Source organism: Xanthomonas phaseoli pv. dieffenbachiae (genome assembly GCF_008639345.1).
GTDB lineage: Bacteria > Pseudomonadota > Gammaproteobacteria > Xanthomonadales > Xanthomonadaceae > Xanthomonas > Xanthomonas phaseoli.
This window is the reverse complement of the sequence record NZ_CP041380.1, coordinates 573,408-593,840: the sequence shown is the minus strand read 5'-3', so window position 1 is coordinate 593,840 and position 20,433 is coordinate 573,408. Positions and strand designations below refer to the sequence as shown.

16 protein-coding genes and 1 other RNA gene are annotated in these 20,433 nt (G+C 64.2%); 9 read left to right on the top strand and 8 right to left on the bottom strand.

What is annotated here, in order from left to right; all coding sequences use genetic code 11:
- Positions 1-152: 152 nt before the first annotated feature.
- Together FLG15_RS02755 and FLG15_RS02750 are read right to left on the bottom strand one after the other, a co-directional pair.
- Positions 153-1,058: a hypothetical protein gene (locus FLG15_RS02755; protein WP_176215032.1), complete on the bottom strand. Its 906-nt coding sequence runs from the start codon at positions 1,056-1,058 to the stop codon at positions 153-155.
- A gap of 617 nt (positions 1,059-1,675) precedes the next feature.
- Complete coding sequence (locus tag FLG15_RS02750) at positions 1,676-2,428, bottom strand: DNA-formamidopyrimidine glycosylase family protein (protein WP_057678779.1); 753 nt, start codon at positions 2,426-2,428, stop codon at positions 1,676-1,678.
- A gap of 104 nt (positions 2,429-2,532) precedes the next feature.
- On the opposite strand from FLG15_RS02750, the gene FLG15_RS02745 reads away from it, so the two are divergent.
- From FLG15_RS02745 to FLG15_RS02730, 4 genes are all read left to right on the top strand, one after another.
- Positions 2,533-3,303 (top strand): DUF72 domain-containing protein, encoded by a 771-nt coding sequence (locus tag FLG15_RS02745; protein ID WP_150145497.1) that lies wholly within the window; start codon positions 2,533-2,535, stop codon positions 3,301-3,303.
- A gap of 273 nt (positions 3,304-3,576) precedes the next feature.
- Positions 3,577-5,250 carry an alpha,alpha-trehalase TreA gene (gene treA / locus FLG15_RS02740; RefSeq protein ID WP_150145495.1) on the top strand — a complete coding sequence of 558 codons (1,674 nt, stop codon included), beginning with the start codon at positions 3,577-3,579 and terminating at the stop codon, positions 5,248-5,250.
- Between the two features lie 422 nt (positions 5,251-5,672).
- Positions 5,673-5,748, top strand: a non-coding RNA gene (locus FLG15_RS02735) — sX9 sRNA.
- A gap of 84 nt (positions 5,749-5,832) precedes the next feature.
- Complete coding sequence (locus FLG15_RS02730) at positions 5,833-6,531, top strand: AIM24 family protein (protein ID WP_150145493.1); 699 nt, start codon at positions 5,833-5,835, stop codon at positions 6,529-6,531.
- A gap of 405 nt (positions 6,532-6,936) precedes the next feature.
- Here FLG15_RS02730 and FLG15_RS02725 read toward each other — a convergent pair whose 3' ends face one another.
- Positions 6,937-7,848, bottom strand: a complete 912-nt coding sequence (locus FLG15_RS02725) for a CorA family divalent cation transporter (protein WP_057679885.1) — start codon at positions 7,846-7,848, stop codon at positions 6,937-6,939.
- 368 nt (positions 7,849-8,216) lie between these two features.
- Here FLG15_RS02725 and xopV point away from each other — a divergent pair, with 368 nt between their 5' ends.
- Positions 8,217-9,209: a XopV/AopV family type III secretion system effector gene (gene xopV / locus FLG15_RS02720; RefSeq protein ID WP_412566726.1), complete on the top strand. Its 993-nt coding sequence runs from the start codon at positions 8,217-8,219 to the stop codon at positions 9,207-9,209.
- Between the two features lie 85 nt (positions 9,210-9,294).
- Here xopV and cycA read toward each other — a convergent pair whose 3' ends face one another.
- Together cycA and FLG15_RS02710 are read right to left on the bottom strand one after the other, a co-directional pair.
- Positions 9,295-10,725: a D-serine/D-alanine/glycine transporter gene (cycA, locus tag FLG15_RS02715; RefSeq protein ID WP_017167467.1), complete on the bottom strand. Its 1,431-nt coding sequence runs from the start codon at positions 10,723-10,725 to the stop codon at positions 9,295-9,297.
- A gap of 660 nt (positions 10,726-11,385) precedes the next feature.
- Positions 11,386-11,679: a hypothetical protein gene (locus tag FLG15_RS02710; RefSeq protein WP_057661407.1), complete on the bottom strand. Its 294-nt coding sequence runs from the start codon at positions 11,677-11,679 to the stop codon at positions 11,386-11,388.
- Between the two features lie 201 nt (positions 11,680-11,880).
- Between FLG15_RS02710 and FLG15_RS02705 the strand changes: the two genes are divergently transcribed.
- Both FLG15_RS02705 and FLG15_RS02695 read left to right on the top strand, forming a co-directional pair.
- Positions 11,881-13,527, top strand: coding sequence for a glycoside hydrolase family 6 protein (locus FLG15_RS02705; protein WP_170922313.1), 1,647 nt, complete (start codon positions 11,881-11,883; stop codon positions 13,525-13,527).
- Positions 13,528-13,933: 406 nt separating this feature from the next.
- On the top strand, positions 13,934-15,706 hold the full coding sequence (locus FLG15_RS02695; RefSeq protein WP_057679886.1) for an expansin EXLX1 family cellulose-binding protein: 1,773 nt from the start codon (positions 13,934-13,936) through the stop codon (positions 15,704-15,706).
- A gap of 273 nt (positions 15,707-15,979) precedes the next feature.
- Here FLG15_RS02695 and FLG15_RS02690 read toward each other — a convergent pair whose 3' ends face one another.
- Entirely contained in the window at positions 15,980-16,855 is an 876-nt protein-coding gene (locus tag FLG15_RS02690) for a DMT family transporter (protein WP_017159126.1), read from the bottom strand.
- Between the two features lie 198 nt (positions 16,856-17,053).
- Here FLG15_RS02690 and FLG15_RS02685 point away from each other — a divergent pair, with 198 nt between their 5' ends.
- Both FLG15_RS02685 and FLG15_RS02680 read left to right on the top strand, forming a co-directional pair.
- The gene (locus FLG15_RS02685; RefSeq protein WP_057679887.1) at positions 17,054-17,938 is read left to right on the top strand and encodes a class I SAM-dependent methyltransferase; all 885 of its coding nucleotides are present in this window, start codon (positions 17,054-17,056) and stop codon (positions 17,936-17,938) included.
- 205 nt (positions 17,939-18,143) lie between these two features.
- A complete protein-coding gene (locus FLG15_RS02680; RefSeq protein WP_057687033.1) occupies positions 18,144-18,695 on the top strand; it encodes a hypothetical protein in 552 nt (183 codons plus the stop codon).
- A 226-nt stretch (positions 18,696-18,921) separates the two neighbouring features.
- On the opposite strand, the gene FLG15_RS02675 is transcribed toward FLG15_RS02680, so the two are convergent.
- Both FLG15_RS02675 and FLG15_RS02670 read right to left on the bottom strand, forming a co-directional pair.
- The gene (locus FLG15_RS02675; protein WP_057680033.1) at positions 18,922-19,116 is read right to left on the bottom strand and encodes a hypothetical protein; all 195 of its coding nucleotides are present in this window, start codon (positions 19,114-19,116) and stop codon (positions 18,922-18,924) included.
- Between the two features lie 360 nt (positions 19,117-19,476).
- Positions 19,477-20,376 (bottom strand): NAD(P)/FAD-dependent oxidoreductase, encoded by a 900-nt coding sequence (locus FLG15_RS02670; protein ID WP_057680032.1) that lies wholly within the window; start codon positions 20,374-20,376, stop codon positions 19,477-19,479.
- Between the last annotated feature and the right edge of the window lie 57 nt (positions 20,377-20,433).

Genomic DNA, 20,433 nt, shown 5'->3' with positions numbered 1-20,433 from the left:
CGTGCGCGTGCCTTGGAGCGCCCGCGCTGCAGGCGCGGGCCGGGGCGTGGAACGGGGGTTGGGGTAAGGGTACGGCGGTACCGAGTCGCCGAATCTCGCGATGACACTGCCGCATCCCCAGCTGCGTCTGCACCACAGCACAAATGCACCCTTCACCCCAGCGCGCACTGCTTCAACTGGCGATCGGCGTACCACAGCGCGCGGCGGGCCAGGTCGTAGGCGCTGTCGGCCTGACGCGGCAGCATCTGTGCGGCCATCACCGGATCGGCGCCGTTGTTCAAGGCGTGCTCGGCACGTTCCAGATCCGACAGGTGCGTGCGTACCGGCGACAACAGCGATGTGCGCCTGGAGGCGTCGCAACGCGCACTGCGCTGTTCCAGCGCCGCCAGTGCCTCGCGGATGCGACGGCTGGCTTCCCCCTTGAGGTCGGGCAGCGTTTCATGCGCAATCGGCGCTGACTTATAGGCATCGCCCGTCGCCTCGCTGCCCATCTCGCCCTGATTGCCGGCGAGCGCGGGATTGAAGCGCACGTCCGGCGGCGGACGCGCCTTGGCGACCTGGGTCTGCGGCCCGTTGAGCATGTCGTTGAACTTCTTCATGCCGCGATTCATTTCCTGCACCGCCACATCGCCCAAGGTGCCATCGCTCTTCCAGTCCTTGGCGAAGCGGGTTTCCTGGTACTGCACCGGGTTGACCCGCTCCATGATCTTGCGCGCCTTGGCCTGCGCGCGTTCGTCGGCCATCCCCGGTGGCACCGCGCTGCCGGTCTGCGCCATCGGGTCCACCTGCGCCATGCGCAGGCGCCCGTCGCGGGTATACAGCTGGGCCGACATCGAATCGCTGACAGGCGCAGTGGCGGCGGCTGACTGCCGCGGCGGTGGCGGCGTGTGCGTGACCGGCGGCGCCGCACGCGCGGCCGAGGCAACCCGCGGCTTGCGCTCGGGCTCCTGCGGCGGTTGCTGCGGTGTCGGCGGCGTCTGTTGTGGCCGCGGCACGAAATACACCTGCAACGTGTCGTCGTGTTGCGGGGTTTCGCGTGGCGGCGGCATGTACAGCAACAGGCAGGCAAGAAAGAACAGGATGGCGCCCGTGCATGCGACAGCGGCGACATGCGGGACAAGCGCTTCCTTCCTGCGGGTAATCACAATGCGGGAGACCGATGAGATGAGAGTGCCGACGCCGCACACAGCGAACCCTGGTGTGCGACGCGCAAATCTAGCGGGCGGCGCGACGGCGCGCGTTTGTAATTCGTTGTTTGGCTGGGAAGGGCCAGCCGCCATTCACATTGCGCCGCAGGTGGGCGCGAGCGAATTGCCAGTGCGCCACGGGCCGAATAGAGGGCGCGCCGGTGAGCGGATTCGACAACAGCCTCCGAGAACATGGCGGGCAACTCGTTTGGCCATGCGATGGGCAGGCCAAGCGCCAGCACCGCGAAAACGGCCTACCCCGCGCGAGATCCGACACCGCCATGCACATCCTCGAACGCTGATGCACCTTCACGCCAGCACGCTCACCGACGACGCATCGCCATCCGATCACTGGCAGGCCAACGACAGGCGCACATAGCTCGGCGCGCACGGACTGCTGCTTGGTGACCGCAATCCATCAGACCGCAATCCATCAGCAGGCACTCGCCGATCCGACCAGCACTTTCCTGGCCACGGCACGGCGCCCATCAGGCCTGGTCGGCGCGGTACAGGCGCTGGCAGACCTCGCAGAAAAACGCGCGACGTCCGGCCTTGCCCAGGTGCTTGCGGTACTGCAGCGGTGCGCCGTCGCGCGGGCAACTGGTCTTGGTGTGCACCTGATAATGCTTCTTCAGCACGAAGGCTTTTTTCCAGGTGTAGAAGTCGAAACTGTAGTCGCGTGCCTGGGTGACCAGTTCGCCGAGCTTGCGCGCCGGCAACGCGCCCACGGTGCTTTCCGGATGCACGCGGATGCGATGCAGCACTTCGTTCTTGATGATGTTGCCCACGCCGGCAAAGATGGTCTGGTCGAGCAGTGCATCGGCCACCAGCAATGCCGGGGCGGCGCGTAATTTGCGGCGCGCCTGCGCGGGGTCCCAGAGCGGGTTCATCACGTCCGCCGTCCAGTCGTAGATCTCGTCCAGCGGACGCTCGATGAACTGCACCGAGCACGCATAAAAGTTCAGCCGCTGGCCTTTGGAAAATTCCAGGCACAAGCGCGGCACCGCGTTGGGCTTGTCTTCGTTGATGCGGTAGCTGCCGAACAGCAGGAAATGGATGCGCACGCTGAAATGCGCAAATTCGATCAAAAAGTGCTTGCCCCAGCTGCGCAGTGCCAGCACGTTTTGCTGGTCCAGCCGCGCGATGTCCTGCTTGCTGTTGCCGGACACGCGCACGATCTTGCGACCGACAAACGCTTGGGTGTCTTCGCGCAGGATGACAAGTGAGGGACCTTCTGGCATGCGCCCAGTATCGAAGCGCTGCGTGAGTCGCCCGTGAGTGCGATGCACACGGCATCCTGACGCACGCGCATGCATAGAGTGCTGCCACTCTCGGCTTGCCTGCCATGCCAGCTCGTCCATCCGCTGCCATTGCACGTGTGCGTTGTGGTTGCGCAGGCTGGTCGATTCCTGCCGCCGACCGCGCACAGTTCGACCAAGGCGCCAGCGTATTGCAGCGCTACGCCACGCGTTTTGACGCGGTGGAAATCAACTCTTCGTTCTATCGCCTGCACCGCGCCAGCACCTATGCGCGATGGGCCGACAGCGTCCCGGAGGATTTTCGTTTTTCGGTCAAGCTGCCGCGCAGCATCAGCCACGACGCGCGCCTGCACGGCACCGGGCCGCTGCTGGATGCCTTCCTGGCGCAGGCCGGCGCGCTGGGAACACGACTGGGCTGCCTGCTGCTGCAACTGCCGCCCAGCGCCGCCTTCGATGCCGCGGTGGCCGCGCGGTTTTTCGCGATGCTGCGCCGGCGCTGGGACGGCGGCGTGGTCTGCGAACCGCGCCACTCCAGCTGGTTCGCCGCACCTGCGCAGGCGCTGCTGGCGCGCCATCGCATTGCACACTGCGCCGCCGACCCGGCGCCAGTGCCCGCAGCCTCGCTGCCGAGCCCGACTGCTGCACCGCTGTATTGGCGCTGGCATGGCGCCCCGCGCATCTACTACAGCAGCTACCCGCACACCGCACTGCAGGCGCTGGCCGCGGCGGTGCGCGCCAGCCATCCGGGCAGTACGCAGCCACCGCCCGAACGCTGGGTGATCTTCGACAACACCGCAGCCGGGTGCGCCACCTCCAATGCGCTGGAATTGCAGCGCCTGCTCAAGAAGGAGCGCTAACGCAAACGCGGGCAGGTGGCGGTCTTCCGGCACGCCAGTGGCGCGCATCTTGCAACGGCCAGGCTGCAGGGACGCCGGCGCACCACCATTCAAGCTGCCTGAGTGCCGCGCCGATATGCCTGGATCGACGCACGTTGCGGCACCACGCCGATCAGCTTGCTGAATTCAGTCGTCCCGGTGCGAAGCCTGTCGGCGTGCCGGCACCTCGCTCGGTCCCGCCCGCCACATCGGTCGTTTACCATGCCCTACGCCACTGCCCGTTCTGGAGATGTCATGAGTTCTGCCGCGCCCCCGTGCTGCACGTCGCTGCTTGGCCTGTCGCTGAGCATGTTTGTTGCGCCGGGCACGCTGACCGCCGCGCCGCTGGAGCCTCCGGTCGTCAATGCGCCGGCGCCCACGCCGCCCACGCCCGACCTGGCCTACCCGAAACTGTTCCAGGCCGTGCAGCGCGGTGAGCTGTTCGATGACCAGAAGCACTTTGTCGACTTCCTGCCGCTGCGCGACCCGGCGCTGATCAACGCCGACTATCTGGCGCAGCACGATCACCCCGGCTTCGACCTGCGCAAGTTCGTGGATGCCAATTTCGAAGAATCGCCGCCAGTGCAGACCGATGCGATCCGCCAGGACACCGCGCTGCGCGAGCACATCGACCTGCTGTGGCCCAAGCTGGTGCGCAGCCAGAACCGCGTGCCGCCGCACAGCAGCCTGCTGGCGCTGCCGCACCCGTACGTGGTGCCGGGCGGACGCTTCCGCGAGGTGTATTACTGGGATTCCTACTTCACCATGCTGGGCCTGGTGAAGAGCGGCGAAACCACGCTCAGCCGCCAGATGCTGGACAACTTCGCCTACCTGATCGACACCTACGGGCATATTCCCAACGGCAACCGCACCTACTACCTCAGCCGCTCGCAGCCGCCGTTCTTCTCCTACATGGTGGAGCTGCAGGCCGGCGTGGAAGGCGAGGCGGTGTATCAGCGCTACCTGCCGCAGTTGCAAAAGGAATACGCCTACTGGATGCAGGGCAGCGATGACCTGCAGCCCGGCCAGGCCGCGCGCCACGTGGTGCGCCTGGAAGATGGCAGCGTGCTCAACCGCTATTGGGACGAGCGCGACACCCCGCGCCCGGAAGCCTGGCTGCACGACACCCGCACGGCTGCCGAGGTGAAAGACCGCCCGGCCGCCGAGGTCTACCGCGACCTGCGTGCCGGCGCAGAGAGCGGCTGGGACTACACCAGCCGCTGGCTGGCCGACGGCCAGAACCTGCGCACCATCCGCACCACTGCCATCCTCCCGATCGACCTCAACAGCCTGCTCTACCATCTGGAGCGCACCCTGGCCCAGGCCTGTGCGCAACCGGGCGCAGACTGCACGCGCGACTACGCCGCACTCGCACAGCAGCGCAAGCAGGCCATCGACGCGCATCTGTGGAATGCCGCCGGCTACTACGCCGACTACGACTGGCAGACGCGCACGCTGAGCAACCAGGTCACCGCCGCCGCGCTGTACCCGCTGTTCGCCGGCCTGGCCTCGGACGATCATGCCAAGCGCACCGCCAGCACCGTGCGCAAGACACTGCTGCGCCCGGGAGGCCTGGCCACCACCGCGGTGAAGACCGGCCAGCAATGGGACGAACCCAACGGCTGGGCACCGCTGCAATGGGTGGCCGTGGACGGCCTGCGCCGCTACGGCGAAGACGCGCTGGCACGCACCATCGGCGAGCGTTTCCTCGCCCAGGTGCAGGCGTTGTTCGCACGCGAGCACAAGCTGGTCGAAAAGTACGGCCTGGAAACCGATGCGGCCGGCGGCGGCGGCGGCGAATACGCCTTGCAGGACGGCTTCGGCTGGACCAACGGCGTCACCTTGATGCTGCTGAACCTGTATCCCGGCAAGGATGCCAACGCCGCCCCTGCCAAGCGTGTGCGCAAGCCCGAGGCCGCCGCGCGCTGAGGACGGGGCCGCTGCTGCGCAGTGCGTGGCAGCGGCGGGGTCGGATCATTGGCGTCGGGTGTCGGACGTGGGGCGTCGGACGGCGCACGTCTTCGATGCGCAGCACCGCCGTCGCGGCGATATGACGCGTTCTGCCTTTGCTGGCGACACGTCGCGAGCAGGCGCGCAATGAGGCATTGCCCGCACGAGCCGTGGCAGACGGGCCACCATGGCGATCCTGCGCACTGGCGACGCGTTCTGCTGGTGTACGCCGCGTGGAGCGCAGCGCTTCGATCCGCGCCTGGTGCGCCCGCATGCGTCGAGCGCGTTTGCCGATCGCCAGATTGCCGCTGTCATCGCGTGTGCTGATACGCAGCACCTAGAGCAGCTAACCAAACGACTGCGCACCCGCCAGGCGGGCGCGGCCGGTGCTCGGAATCGGCATGTAGCACTCGTACACTCCGGATCCTGTGCGCCGTCCACACCCACCTGACAACTGCTCGCGACGTTTTGTTAGCCGCTCTTAAGGCTCGCGGTGCCAGCCCGCGACTGCACCGCAGACGGCCGCGTATCATGCGCACTCTTTCACTCCAGGACGGACCCATGGCCGTACGCACGCTCAATGAATTTCTCGCCCATTCCAAGGAAAAGGACGTCAGCCCCGATCCGTTCGAACTGGAAAACCCGCATCTGCTGGAAGTGCGCCTGAACGGCATGGTGTGGTCCAAGGCCGGCGCCATGGTGGCGCGCACCGGCAACGTCAAGTTCACCCGCGAGGGATTGCTGGAACAGGGCCTGGGCAATCTGCTGAAAAAAGCCGTCAGCGGCGAAGGCATGCAGTTGATGAAGGCCGAAGGCCAGGGCCGCGTGTATCTGGCCGATGTCGGCAAGATGGTCACGCTGCTGCGCTTGAACGGCGAGGCGATCTTCGTCAACGGCAACGATGTGCTGGCGTTCGAATCGGGCGTCGAACACAAGATCACCATGATGCGCAAAGTGGCCGGAATGCTCTCGGGCGGGCTGTTCAACGTGCGCCTGAGTGGCCACGGCATCGTGGCGATCACCTCGCACTACGAGCCGCTGACCTTGCCGGTCACCGCCGCCAGCGGCCCGGTGTTCACCGACCCCAATGCCACCGTCGCCTGGTCCGGCACGCTGACGCCGGAGCTGGTCACCGACGTCTCGATCGGCACGCTATTCGGCTGCGGCTCGGGCGAAAGCCTGCAGATGCGTTTTGCCGGCGAAGGCTGGGTGGTGGTGCAGCCTTACGAAGAAGCCAGCTTCCAGCAGTCCAAGGGCTGATGGCTGCGATTGGGGATTGGGAATTGGCGCAGCTGATTACGCTGATACCTGGTACCCGTCGACGCGCTGTGCGACCGCACGATACCCCTCAAACCAAACGATCAGCATCGCTTCCACCGCATGGCGGGGGAAGGTGCCCGAAGGGCGGATGGGGGCCGCTTTCGACACAGTACCAACACAGCCGTGCGATGCCCCCTCATCCAGCGCCACACGCGCAACGCGTATGAGCACATCACCCTATTGAAGCGAGCAAGACTGTCGAAGACATGCGAAACACCAGGTGACGCGCGGTATATGCACAAAGCAGCCTCAACGCCTCACAGGCCGCTTCCCGAGCCCTGGCCACTTGTAACCACGCACCTATCGCTCACACCCAATCACCCCATCGCACCGGCATAAAGCGCATCACACCCAACCACGCTTGCGAAACCACGCCAGCGGTACCACCACGCTCAGCGCGATGATGCCCAGCGCCCAGAAGTAGTGGTCGTGCCCCTTGAGTTCGGGCATGTAGGAGAAGTTCATGCCCCAGATGCCAACCAGCACGGTGGGCGGGATGCCGACGACCGACGCCACCGCCATCACCTTCATCACGTTGTTCTGGTCCATGTTGATCATGCCCAGCACGCTGTCGAGCAGGAACTCGATGCGATCGTCCATGTGCTGCTGGAATTCGCTCAAGGTGGTCAGGTCCTTGTGCAGCAGGGTGATGCGTTTGGCTGCATCGGCCCCGAACCAGTCCGGGGCGGCGCCATCCAGATAGGTGACCAGGCGCAGCATGCCTTGCCCGGCGTTGTGCAGGCCGCCAAGCTGTCGGCCCATGTCGCCGACCTGGTGCAACATGCGCTCCAGGTCCTTGGTCTTGTGCGGGCTGTCGAACACTTGTCGCGTGGTTTCGGTGACTGCCGCTTCCAGTCCCTCGAGCCGGTCCGCCAGACGCCCGACCAGCTGGTCGAACATGCGTAGCAGCAAGTCGTCCGAGCTGTGGCAGGGTTCGTGTTCCAGCCGCGTCGTCAGCGCCTCCAACGAGCCGATGCGCTGCTCGCGCAAGGTCACCAGCATGGTGGGCGACAGCGCGAATCCCAACGGCGCGGTGGGGCCGTCCTCGTCCTGGAAACGCGGCACATTGAGAAACAACACATCGCCCTGGCGACGCACCCGGCTACTGAATTCGATCTCGCCAATCGCCGCACGATCGGGCAAGGCAAACCCCACTTTCTCGGCGGCTTGCGCCAGCTCTTGCGGGCTTGGCTGGCACAGGTCGACCCAGCAACCTGGGGTGTGCCGGGTTCCGGCAATCGGGTGGATCGTGATCATGCATCGACGGTGGGATGAAAGAGCCCAAGCATCCTCCGCGTCCACCATGGCGTCAACGCCGACACGTGCCCGTCGGCGATGGCCGCGACGGACGATGGCCGTACCTGGTCACGCAATCGCCGTGCGGTTCCTGCAAGGCAGCGACAGCTTTCGCCAAATCGCACATCGATTCTGCTGTGAGCGGTCTGCACGTTCTGGCTGCCTTACATTTTCCGCTCACGCATCCCAGGAGTACGCGCATGAAAATCTCCGGCTCGGCGTCTGGCGGCCTACACGAGCCTATTGGCCATGGTGATCTGCCACCTGCTCCATCGCTGTGCGACGACATCCAACTCCGCGGCCACACCCAGCTCCACGGGCTGCCTCCCCTGCGCCGGAGCGCATCAGCCAAGGCGCGATCGCCGGCGTTCGTCGCAGACAACCGCCATCTCGATGCGCTGTTCGGCAGCACCCAGCCCGCGCGCGGAAAGCAACTGGAAGGAGGTGTCCACCGGACGCCGATCCAGTCTCAGGAAATAGACACGCCCACTGCCAGCTTGAAAGGAGGTAGCCAGCCAACGCCGAGCCAGTCCCAGGTAGAAGAAGCGCCCGCTGGCGGCTTGGAAGAAGATGTCCAGCCGACGCCGAGCCAGTCTCAGGAAATAGAAACGCCAGCTGGCGGCCAAGCGCACGTCAAGATCAATCCAACACGCCTGTTCGTCTCCACTGCTCCGGCACTGGAGATGCCGCATCGTCTCGATCCAGCCAAGCTGTCCAACGATCTCGGGCTGAGCGAGGACGACATCGATCGCATCAGGAACACCCCCACGTTCCACGAACAGAATGAAACCGGCGCTCCTTCCAGTACGCCACTGGCTCAGCGGCTGCGCCTGGACGATCTGCGCAACAAGAAGGTGGAGTACAAGTGGAACATCGCCGGTAATGGCAGCCTGGTCATCGGCGAAGGGCATCCTGGCGTGGTCCTGGACGAGCCGATGACAAGCAAGCAGGCGCGAAAGAAGAAACAGCCATACGCGCAAGGCCATGTCACCCTCGTGGGCGGCCAACCATGGGACAAGACTCCCTGGCAGGAAAATCGCATGCTGCCCGAAGCGCGCCTCGGCGGTACCTTGTACTACAACCCGGACGGCGAGCTGTGCATCGACAACGATTCGGGGCGATTCAGCGAATATGCCGACCGAACATCACAGCATCTCGAAAACGTCGCCAAGCTCTTTCAATACTACGGTCTACCGGTCACGCCGCAATGGAAAGCAAAGAAACAGATCCCGTTGCAGCGTCTGCCCGCCGGCGCGGCTGTAATGCCGCCGCGCCCGGCAGAGGAAGGCGAAGCGGCGCATTCTGACCCGAACGGCGACTGATCCGGCGTACACGCGCATCGACATGACCGCTCGCAGCGTGCGGTCACTGCCGCACGCTGCACACGATGCGTGCCGCACCCATCGCTCAGCGCTGCCGGTTCCCACGGCGTTTGACCGCATAGCCAATGGCCAGGAGCAGGAACCAGACCGGGCTGGCCAGCAATGCCTGACGCGTGTCGTCCTGCAGGGTCAGCAGCACGATGACGAAGGCGAAGAAAGCCAGGCACACGTAGCACATCAGCACGCCGCCGGGCATCTTGAACGCCGAGGCGGCGTGCTGCTCCGGGCGCTTGCGGCGGTAGGCGATGTAGGCGCACAGGATCAGCGACCACACGAACATGAAAAGCACCGCCGAAAGCGTGGTGACCAGCGTAAACGCGGTGACCAGGTTGGGAATCAGATACACCAGCATCGCGCCCAGCAGCAGGCACAGACAGGAAAACAGCAGGCCGCGCGCCGGCACTGCCGCACGCGAGAGCTTGGCAAAGCCCTTGGGCGCATGCTGTTCTTCGGCCAGGCCGTAGAGCATGCGGCTGGTGGAAAAAATGCCGCTATTGGCCGACGAGGTGGCCGAGGTCAGCACCACGAAGTTGATCAGGCTGGCCGCCGCCGGCACGCCGGCCAGCACGAACAACTCCACGAACGGGCTCTTGTCGGCCACCACCTGCCGCCACGGCGTCACCGCCATGATGGCGATCAGCGCAAGCACATAGAAAATCAAGATGCGCACCGGAATCGAATTGATCGCCTTGGGCAGATTACGGCGCGGGTCGGCGGTTTCTGCAGCCGTGGTGCCGACCAGCTCGATGCCGACGAAAGCGAACACCGCGATCTGAAAGCCGGCAAAGAACCCGCCAATGCCCATCGGGAACATGCCACCGTCGTTCCACAGATTCGACAGCGAGGCCACGTTGCCCGAGGGCGAGCGGAAGCCCCAGGCCACCAGCCCGGCGCCAGTGACGATCAACGCGGCAATGGCGATGATCTTGATCAGCGCAAACCAGAATTCCATCTCGCCGAACAATTTCACCGTGACCAGATTCAGGCTCAGCAGCAACAACACGCACAAGATCGCCGGAATCCACGGCGCCAATCCCGGAAACCAGAACTGCGCATAGGCCGCAATCGCGATGACATCGGCAATGGCGGTGATGATCCAGCAAAACCAGTACGTCCACCCGCAGAAAAACCCGGCCCATGGCCCGAGCAGGTCGGTGGAAAAATCGATAAACGACTTGTATTCCAGGTTGGAAAGCAGCAGTTCGCCCATCGCGCGCATCACGAAGAACAGCATCGCGCCAATGATGAGATAGACGAACAGGATCGACGGCCCGGCCAGACTGATCGTCTTGCCAGAGCCCATGAACAGGCCGGTACCGATCGCCCCGCCGATGGCGATCAACTGCAGGTGGCGATTGGACAGGCTGCGTTGCAGATGATCGGGCGCGGACGGGTCAGACATGGGCACGGCACCGGAGGAGTGGGCAAGCTGGTCAACATACGAGATCACGCCCATGCGTGCCAGTGGGCGCCTGATGCGAGGCTGCGGTGGGCACGTCCTCTGCAACGACCTGGGCAAGACCCGCGTCGCAGACCTGCACCGCCCCAAGACCGCAACCAGCGTCCAGGCCGTACCGCACTCCCGGCGGCGGCAATTCGCACTGCATGCAGCTCAGTCTGCCGGTACCTGCTCACGCCTGCCATCTCGACCGTAGCGACCTCGCATCGAACCGTCCCGAGTTCTTCTGACACCGGCATCTAGGTCAGACGCGCTGGTTCACGTTCACCGCCAGGCACCGGCCATCTGAAGCTGTGGCGCAATGCCCTGGAACCACGACCCCAGCCGAGACTGACATCCAACATAATGCATCAAAATATACTTTTACACCCTTCTCCTAAAATAAAAAACAAACCATTTTTGTCAGAATTAAATAACTTTCGAGATTATCTTTGTAAATATAATTTCCGAATCATCGGTATCCGTCTTCGTTTTCTTCTCCACATAATCGGCATCTGCAATAACGCCACACCTTTCTCGGATGGTGAGCGTAGTCGTCCACAGTTCCAGCATCTGCTTTTATGGTAGCGCTCGCTTTCTAGAGCACGCGCACGGATTCGTGCCATCAATGCTGGCCTTCTACGTTCTCAGTCTCGCCAGAAAGCTTCCCATGCATCTTCAGCCACACCCCGCCTGCAAGGCCTGCTGCCATTGTCGATCGATGCGCCGACCATGCCGTTCGATGGTCGTGGCAGGCAGGTAGACGAAACCGGTCATGAGCCGCAACGACGCGGCACACAATCGCACAGTGCGCGTGGGGGTAAGCCCCGCTGCAGCTGCGCTCAAACGGGCAACGGAATCGACGCATTGCGCCGACCGATGCGCGAATACGGCGAGCCGCTTGAATGCGACACGCCGCACCATCTTCTGCGCCGATCGCCCCGGCGCAGGACCACCGATGCACACGCGCATCTGGGGCGCGTTCGGTTGCGCACGTGCATCACTCACCCCGAGCGGACATCAATCGAGAGAAGCCACCAGTCATAGCGAATCACGCGACATCTTGATATCTCGCTATTACACACCGTTTCACCACTTCCCATCCCAAGGCAAAATTCAATGTCATCTTTGACAAACCTCCGACCCTGCGTCACGTCCAAGCTCGCCGTTTCGTTGCTGACCGGCGCGCTGCTCATTCCCGTTGCGGCATCCGCCCAGAGCCATGTCGACAACCCGTTCGTCGGCGCGAGCGGGTATGTCAATCCCGATTATTCGAAGGAAGTCAACTCGTCGATCGTCAAGGTCAAGGATGTGCAACTGAAAGCCAAGATGCAGGTCGTCAAGTCCTATCCGACCTCCGTCTGGCTGGATTCGATCAACGCGATCTATGGCGGCTCGCGCAACGCCGGCCGCCTAAGTCTGCAAGGCCACTTGGATGCGGCATTGGCGCAGAAAAAGGCCAACACGCCGATCACGGTCGGCTTTGTCATTTACGACATGCCGGGGCGCGACTGCCATGCGCTGGCCTCCAACGGCGAGCTGCCACTGACGCAAGCCGGCTTGCAGCGCTACAAGACCGAATACATCGACGTCATCGCATCGACGCTGGCCAATCCGAAATACAAGGATCTTCGGATCGTCAACATCATCGAGCCGGACAGCCTTCCGAATCTTGTCACCAATCAAAGCACGCCCGCCTGCGGCCAGGCGGCATCCAGCGGCATTTACGAGGCCGCCATCAAGTACGCGCTCGACAAGCTCCATGCCATTCCCAATGTTTACAATTACCTCGATATCGCCCATTCCGGCTGGCTGGGGTGGGACAATAACCGTAGCCCTGCGATTTCGCTGTACACACGGGTCGTGCAGGGAACGGCAGCCGGTCTGGCCAGTGCGGATGGCTTCATCACCAACACCGCCAATTACACGCCGCTTCATGAGCCGAACCTGCCCAATCCGGACCTGACGATCGGTGGCCAGCCCATTCGCTCGTCCAACTTCTATCAATGGAACAGTTTCTTCGACGAATCGACCTATGCGGAAGCGCTCTACAACGGCTTCGTCGGCGCGGGTTGGCCCAGCAAGATCGGCTTTCTGATCGACACCGGTCGCAACGGCTGGGGCGGCAGCGCGCGCCCTGCATCTGCCAGCGGCAATGACATCAACACCTACGTGGACTCCGGACGCGTGGACCGTCGTCTCCATCGCGGCAACTGGTGCAATCAGAGCGGTGCGGGGATCGGCATGCCGCCGACCGCGGCACCCGGCGGGCATATCCATGCCTATGTGTGGGGCAAGGGAGCGGGCGAATCCGACGGCTCCAGCAAGTACATCCCCAACAACCAGGGCAAGGGCTTCGACAGATACTGCGACCCGACCTATACGACGCCGGACGGCACGTTGACGGGCGCCTTGCCGAACGCGCCGATCGCCGGTAACTGGTTCCACACGCAGTTCGTCCAGTTGGTCGCCAACGCGTATCCCGCTATCGGCACCTCGACCAAGGTGGCGCTGCAGTCGGCTTCGACCGACGCGGTGCCCGCCAGTTTGCCGACGGCAACGAAGGGGCTGACCGCCAATGCAGCGGACGGCAAGGTCAGGCTCAGCTGGTCGCCCGTTGCCGGTGCCACGGGTTACACGGTGCAACGTGTTGCCGGCGCAGCCGCTGCTCCCATCACCGTCGCATCGGGCCTGACCTCGCCCTCATATGTGGACCAGGCGCTCACCAACGGTACCACGTACTACTACAAGGTAACGGCCAACGGCCCATCGGGTGCAGGCGCGAGCTCGGTCACCGTGAGCGCGACGCCGCATCGGTGATGCGATAACTGCGTTGCCACAGAGCGGTAGAGGCTAGTGTGCTCTACCGCTCCTCGGCTGCGGGAGGAGCGCTGCAACAACGATGCGGCGCCTAGCGGCCGCCAGTTCAATCGCTGTCGTGCTGCTCTACCTCTGTCTGGAACGCGGCATGCGCTTCGAATGAGATGACATCGGAGCAGATGCCGTCGGCGGCGGAACGGGCGCTGCATGGCACAGGCTCGGTAGCGCCACGGCAAGCGGCGCAGCGCCCACTCCGTGCTTCTGCCGGCCAACCCGGCGGGAAGTGGCCTGTGGCACGCCGGGACTGCATCGCGCGCGTTGCCGGGGCGCTGTGCCCTTTTGTCTCCAACCGCACAGGCCGCTTCGTAGGCATCTCAACGTACATGACACACTCTAGGAAACGTCCATGCTGTCACACATCCATTTCTTGATCGCGCTCGCAACGCTCGTCCCGCTCACCGCGCCGGCGATGCAGGTCAGTACGCAAGCTCCCCTTGTCGATGCAACGGGTCAGACGCTGCACATTCGCGGGGTCACCTGGCCCGGCTTCGATCGCGCCGGGTTGGCGGCCGTCGGCATGCGCAACAACACACTGGCGCAACTGCTGGATCGGATGCAGGCGTCAGACATTAATGCCGTGCGGGTGCCGGTCTGCGCCGCTGTTCTGCAACGCGCCCCTGTGGCAGCTGCAGAAGTTGCCGGCGATTCCACGCTGCGCGGATTAGATTCCTTGCAACTGCTCGACACAGTGGTGCATGCCGCAACCCAGCGCGGGATGCAGGTGATGTTCGCGTTTGCAGATGGAAGTTGCGATGACCGCGCACCGCTCCTGGGCGCACAGCGGCAGGCATGGACGCGCGGCCTGGTCACGCTGGCACGCCGCTATGGCGGCAACGCCAATGTCCTGGGTATCGACCTTGGCAGCAGCGGCTACCGCAATGCCAGCTGGACAGGAAACGCGGCGGATCAGGATTGGAACCGGGTAGCGTCGCGCGCAGCTGCAACGGTGCTGGCGCAGGCACCGCGTTGGTTCGTGGGTGTGGAAGGTGTGGGCAGCAATGCGGTGTGCAGTGACCCGGGGCGCAAAGCGCCTGGCAGCAATCTTCAGCCGTTCGCGTGCGTGCCGCTGGACATCGCTCGCCGACACCTGGTGTTGATGCCGAAGTTGGCGGGCCCGGACCGCGATACGACCGGTGCCTTCGCCGCACCCGGATTTGCGCAGGCACTGCCCGCCATGTGGCAACGCGACTTCGGCCAATTCGCACTCGACCATGCAGTGGTACCCGTCAGCCTCGGCGGTGGACTGGGCGATGGCGACCCGCGCGACCCAGCATGGCAAACCGCATTGAGCGGTTATTTGGCAAACGCTGGAATGCGCAGCGCATTTCTCGGCAGTTGGGAAACTGGCAATGCCAACAACGGCGGCCTGTTGGCGCCGGATGGCAGCCCCCGCGCAGACAAACTGCTGATCTTGCGTCATGCCTGGGGCATGTTGCCCGTCATGCCCGCCATTGCCACAGCAACTGGCGACAGCACGAAGAATGCGAGCGGGAAGAAGTCGTGGAATAGTACTTTCAGCGGCACTGCCACCATGACCGGCTCCGGCTACTCTGGCGGCGCGCTCCTGCTGGACCCCATTCCGAGCGATGCCTTCATCACCGCGCTCAACTCCACGCAGCTGAACTTCGGCGGGATCAAGGCCGCGCTGGCTGGCGCCTATCTGGAAGTGACCGGCCCCAGGGGAAAGACCATCGTCTATGTCACCGACCTGTATCCGGGGGGCGCCTCTGGCGGCCTGGATCTGTCGCCCAATGCCTTCGCGGCGATCGGCAACACGGCAGACGGGCGCATTCCGATCAGCTGGAAGGTCGTCCGCGCGCCGATTACCGGCAACGTGCAGTACCGCATCAAAGAAGGCAGTTCACGCTACTGGGCCGCGATCCAGGTGCGACACCACACCTATCCGGTGGTCAAGTTCGAAGTCAAACAAGGCAGCACCTGGACCAGTCTGCCGAAGACCGATTACAACCATTTCGTAGGCACAAACCTCGGCAACAAGCCGCTGTCCATCCGCATCACCGATATCCGCGGGAAGGTCATCGCGGACAAGATTCCCGCGCTGACGGAATACAGTAGCTCCGAGCCGTATTTCGAGCCCGGCAACGTACAATTTCCCTGAGGTACGCCGCCGACCCGAGAACGGCCGGTACGCTGGCGCGCTGCGGCCACATTGGCAAAACGTCTATCGCGGCGACTGCATCGAAACAAGGCCGGCGACGATGCCCGCCTCATCGAGCGCTGGCGCGTTCGGCGTGCGGCACCGGGTTCTGGTCAGCGATGGATCCGGATGCAGGATTGGATCGCAACTGCCTCGCTGTCTGGACCCCTGACGGACCGAGGCTTTTTTGAATCCCGCCCCACTGCCAGCCAACCGGCCGGTACTGCGCAGCACTCACACGATCTTCGTCCGCCGCCACCAACGCGACACCTGTTCCTCGCGCACCAGGGTGAACAAACCGGCGCCCAGGATCAGCGCGATGCCCACGGCCATCGGCCAGTCCAGATGATCATGAAACAGCAGGTAGCCAAAGGCGATGGCCCATAGCATCTGGCTGTATTGGGTTGGTGCGACCACGCTGACCGGGGCCATGCGCGTGGCGTACATCATGCAGATGGCCGCCAGCCCGGCGAGCAAGCCGTAGCCGGCCAACAAGCCCCACTGCGACAGCGTGGGCCAGACGAAGCTCGGCAACATCATGATCCCGCCCATCACCAACGGGCCGATCACCCCAGCGCCATACAAGGTCAATCGCTTTTCACTATGGCCGGCCATGCGCAAGGCGATCACCGAGATGGCGCCGACCAGGCCGCACACGATTGCCGCCACATGCCCGTGGGTGAGATGGCGAAATCCCGGGCGCAGCACGATCAACACGCCGATGAACCCGACGATCACCGCCGACCAGCGCCGCCAATGCACTTCTTCCTTGAGGAAGATCACCGACAGCACGGTGACGAAGATCGGCATCAGGAAGATCAGCGCGAATGCTTCGGCCATTGGCAAGGTGGTGAAGGCGATCACCGAGGTGAGATTGCCGATGGCGCCGGTGAGCGCACGCAGCAACCACAGTGCCGGCTGCTTGGCCATCACCAGCTCGCGCAGCTGGTCGTTTGGCTTTTTCAGGAACGGCACCGCCAGCAGCATCAGCAGCGCGCCGAGAAACAGCACTTCATAGACCGGCAGCGTGCCTTCGAGCAGCTTCACGAACGCATCGCTGATCGAATAAGCCGCATAACAGGCGAACCCCAACAACACACCCTTCAGCATGACCCACGCTCCTCGGTTGACGCCGATCCGACGAGGTGTCGATACGGACTGCCTGCAGTATGCGATGCGGCGTGTGTCAGCGAAACGGCGCAGGCAGTCGACCTCGGTGGCAGACGCATGCGGTGGGCGCCCCGGCGGCAGATGCCTGGCCGCAACAGGTCGGTTACGATGCCGCTCCCTTCCTTGCAGCGCTGCGGCATGTTCCGCACGCCGCACACAGAGCTGTCAGCCGTGCCCCACTACTCCGGCCCCTTACTCGTTCTCGCCGATGCCCAAGCGCTGCTTGCCGCGCGCGGCAGTGGTCTGGCTTACTGGACCGGCTCGCTCGACCTGGGCCGCAGCACCGACACCGCCCAGCTCGATGCACAGACCTGGCAATGGCGCGGCCGCGGTTATCCCTATCCGGGCAAGCTCAAGGAGCGCACGCTGTACTTCTGGGATGGCGAGGATTTCGCGCCGATCTCGCGCTACAGCGGCGCATTGATCAAGCTGGTGCCGACCGAATGGGGCGCGCCCACGTTCGAGATCGATGGCATCAAGATGCTGCCCTCGGCGCAGCTGTCGCCGTTCGAGGATGCGCGGCGCAAGGTGGCGCTGGTGGACCCGCGCGGCAAGAGCGTGCTGGACACCTGCGGCGGGCTGGGCTACTTCGCCGCCTGCTGCCTGGAGGCCGGGGTCGCGCAGCTGCGCTCGTTCGAAAAGAATGCCGACGTGCTGTGGCTGCGCACGCTCAACCCGTGGTCGCCGGATCCGGAGGGCGCTGCTGCCGGCGGGCGCCTGCAGCTGACCCATGCCGATATTGCGCAGCACATCGTCACGCTGGCCGACGATTCGGTCGATGCCATCCTGCATGACCCGCCCCGCTTCGGCATTGCTGGCGAGCTGTATTCGCAGGTCTTCTATGATCAGCTGGCACGCGTGCTGCGCCGAGGCGGGCGGCTGTTTCACTACACCGGCGCGCCCAACAAGCTCACCAGTGGGCGCGATGTGCCCAACGAAGTGAGCAAGCGTCTGGCCAAGGCCGGCTTCACCACGCAACTTGCCCTGGATGGCGTGCTGGCGAACTTGCCGGCACGGCGCTGAATGGTGCCTCCGTGCCATTGACGCTGGCGACACGCTCCGTGCGATCACCGAGCGGCAGATGCAAGGCAGCGTGCACTCACAGCACGCATGCGCACTGCATGATCACGCGAAGCGTGCGCGAGGCCAGCATGACGGGTGCCGCGGCAGTTGCAGCGTGCCGCCGAAGGGATCTGCGATACTGCCGCGCCCTCGACATGGATGTTGCATGCGCGCCCACGTGATCATTGCCCTGCTGGTTTCGCTCTTGCTGGTCACTGCGGCACCAGCACACGCGCAGACGGCATCGGTAACGGCAAGCGCACCATCGCAGCCGATGTCGGAAGTGACCACGCGCTATCCGGTGACTACCGCAACGGTGGGCGGGCGTGTGATCCACCTGGGCGAACACCAGGGCAAGTGCGCGGTAGTGCGCGATGACGAGGTCGTTGTGCTGGGCATCGGCGCACCTTGCTACTTCAGCACCGATCGTCGGCATGCCGCGCAGGTCCATCGCTTCCATGGCAGCGACGTCGTGCTGGTACAGCATGCGCATCCGACGTCGCGACCGGACTGGGACGTGGCCGTCTACGGGCCCATCTGCGCCTTCGAAGCGCAAGCGGTACGCGAGATCGGCGGCGTGCTGGAACCCGGCGGTGTCGCCGGCTCCTGGCATTGCGACCCGACCGCAGGGGCCGACCAGAAGCAGTTCGTCTATAGCTACGACACCTGGCCCAGGCACGCTGCGCGGCGACCTGCGCGCAAGCAACAAGCGCATTGATCGTTGTGCGGGCGCCGTGGGAGCGGCACGAATCTGGCCTGTGTTGGTCAGCGCGCGTTCGCAATACGCCTTTCGCGCTGCACACCAGCGATTGCACGTTGCATGCGATTGCCTGGCACCGCCGCCTCAACTGCTGCGTATCGAATGGATAGGCGTCGCATGATCGGCGGCAAGGCACACGCCGGGCCATGAAGCACGAAAACTGCAATCGCCACCAACCGTGCCATCACCGCAAGTGACGGCGCGCCCTCCAACCCGCATATGCAAACCCGCCGACGATCACCAACGGCACGCAGCTCAGCAGCGCATCCCAGCCCACAGCAATCCAGAAGCGATGCGGGTCGCTGTCCACCAGGAAGATCCGTGCCGGCCGGCCACGTATCACGTTGACATAGCGTCCTTCGAAGACTGCCTCACCCAATAGCCAAAAACGTCCGCAACATGCGATCACCGCGATACCGACCACGCCGCGCACTAGCCAGTCGGTCAGGCGTGAACTCTTGCGTTCAGAGGCCGGCAGCGATGATCGACGAAGTTTTTTCAAGCATGAAGTTGGATCGACATGGCAGTGAAGTTTACGCCGCGCAACGTCAGACCGGCCAACTTCTGCGCGGTCGTCAGATGGGCGTCGCGGTCGTCGCCACCGGCTGTATCTCTCTCGCACTCTGGTGTTCGCCGGGTACAAGATTCCAATGCAGAACCTGCGTCGGTTAACGATGCGGCGCCGGGTAGCATCCCGCAGACCAAGCGGCGTGCGGGGCGATCACCACGCACGCAGCGGTCAGCTACCCAGGCCGAAGATCAAGCTGCGATGCGTTGCGACGCCAGCTATCGCGCCGCTGGCTGCCGCCAACACCACCGATGCGGCCGGGTTTGCGATATCGCCACAGGCAAATATGCCCGGCACTGTCGTCGCCTGCATTGCGTCCACGGCCACAAGGCGACCGAATGGCCCATCGCTGGTGGCACATCCAAGCTGCGTCACTAACGGACTGATCTGGGTCTGGGTGGTGATGAATACCCCGTCCAATGCGAACCTCTGGCCGTCGTGCAGCACCAGCTCCAGCGTGTCGCCCTCGCCTTGCAGCGCCGCCACTGCGCCAGCCACCACACGCACCGCGCGTGCCTCCAGCTGGGCCCGCTGGGCTTCATCGGGCACCAGCGCGTCGTTCAAGAACAGCCAGGTGGCGCCCCAATCCGGCAGCATGGCGGCTTGATGCGCGGCAAGCGCGGAGGTCGCGATCACACCGATGCGCCCCTGCTGCAGTTCGTAGCCATGGCAATACGGACACACGAACACCTGCCTGCCCCAACGTTCGGCCAGACCGGCCAGCGCAGGGAGGCGATCGACCACCCCCATGGCCAGAATCAGCCGCCGGGCCGCATGCACGCTGCCGTCGGCAAAGACGACCTCGAACCCATCTGCCTGCCCGCGGACCTGGACCACCTCGCCGTCGGCCCACTGCACGCTGGCATACGACAGCACCTGCGCGCGCGCCTCATCGGCAATGCGCGCGGGCGATGCGCCATCGCGGCCCAACAAGCCATGCGAGGTGTCGGCAAAACGATTGCGCCGCCGGCCGCTGTCCACCAGCAAGACGCGGCGTCGCGCCCGCGCCAACTGCAGGGCGGCAGATAGCCCTGCATAACTGCCGCCAATGATGATCACCTCGTACTGCATGGTCGCTCCCGGGTATCGATGTCGAATAATGTATCTTTCGATGTTACATTAATTGAC

Coding starts and splice junctions, on each gene's coding strand:
- FLG15_RS02750 (WP_057678779.1), bottom strand. CDS start 2,428: ATGCCAGAAGGTCCCTCACTTGTCATCCTGCGCGAAGACACCCAAGCG.
- FLG15_RS02745 (WP_150145497.1), top strand. CDS start 2,533: ATGCCAGCTCGTCCATCCGCTGCCATTGCACGTGTGCGTTGTGGTTGC.
- treA (WP_150145495.1), top strand. CDS start 3,577: ATGAGTTCTGCCGCGCCCCCGTGCTGCACGTCGCTGCTTGGCCTGTCG.
- FLG15_RS02730 (WP_150145493.1), top strand. CDS start 5,833: ATGGCCGTACGCACGCTCAATGAATTTCTCGCCCATTCCAAGGAAAAG.
- FLG15_RS02725 (WP_057679885.1), bottom strand. CDS start 7,848: ATGATCACGATCCACCCGATTGCCGGAACCCGGCACACCCCAGGTTGC.
- cycA (WP_017167467.1), bottom strand. CDS start 10,725: ATGGGCGTGATCTCGTATGTTGACCAGCTTGCCCACTCCTCCGGTGCC.
- FLG15_RS02710 (WP_057661407.1), bottom strand. CDS start 11,679: ATGCGCGTGTGCATCGGTGGTCCTGCGCCGGGGCGATCGGCGCAGAAG.
- FLG15_RS02695 (WP_057679886.1), top strand. CDS start 13,934: ATGCTGTCACACATCCATTTCTTGATCGCGCTCGCAACGCTCGTCCCG.
- FLG15_RS02690 (WP_017159126.1), bottom strand. CDS start 16,855: ATGCTGAAGGGTGTGTTGTTGGGGTTCGCCTGTTATGCGGCTTATTCG.
- FLG15_RS02685 (WP_057679887.1), top strand. CDS start 17,054: ATGTTCCGCACGCCGCACACAGAGCTGTCAGCCGTGCCCCACTACTCC.
- FLG15_RS02680 (WP_057687033.1), top strand. CDS start 18,144: ATGCGCGCCCACGTGATCATTGCCCTGCTGGTTTCGCTCTTGCTGGTC.
- FLG15_RS02670 (WP_057680032.1), bottom strand. CDS start 20,376: ATGCAGTACGAGGTGATCATCATTGGCGGCAGTTATGCAGGGCTATCT.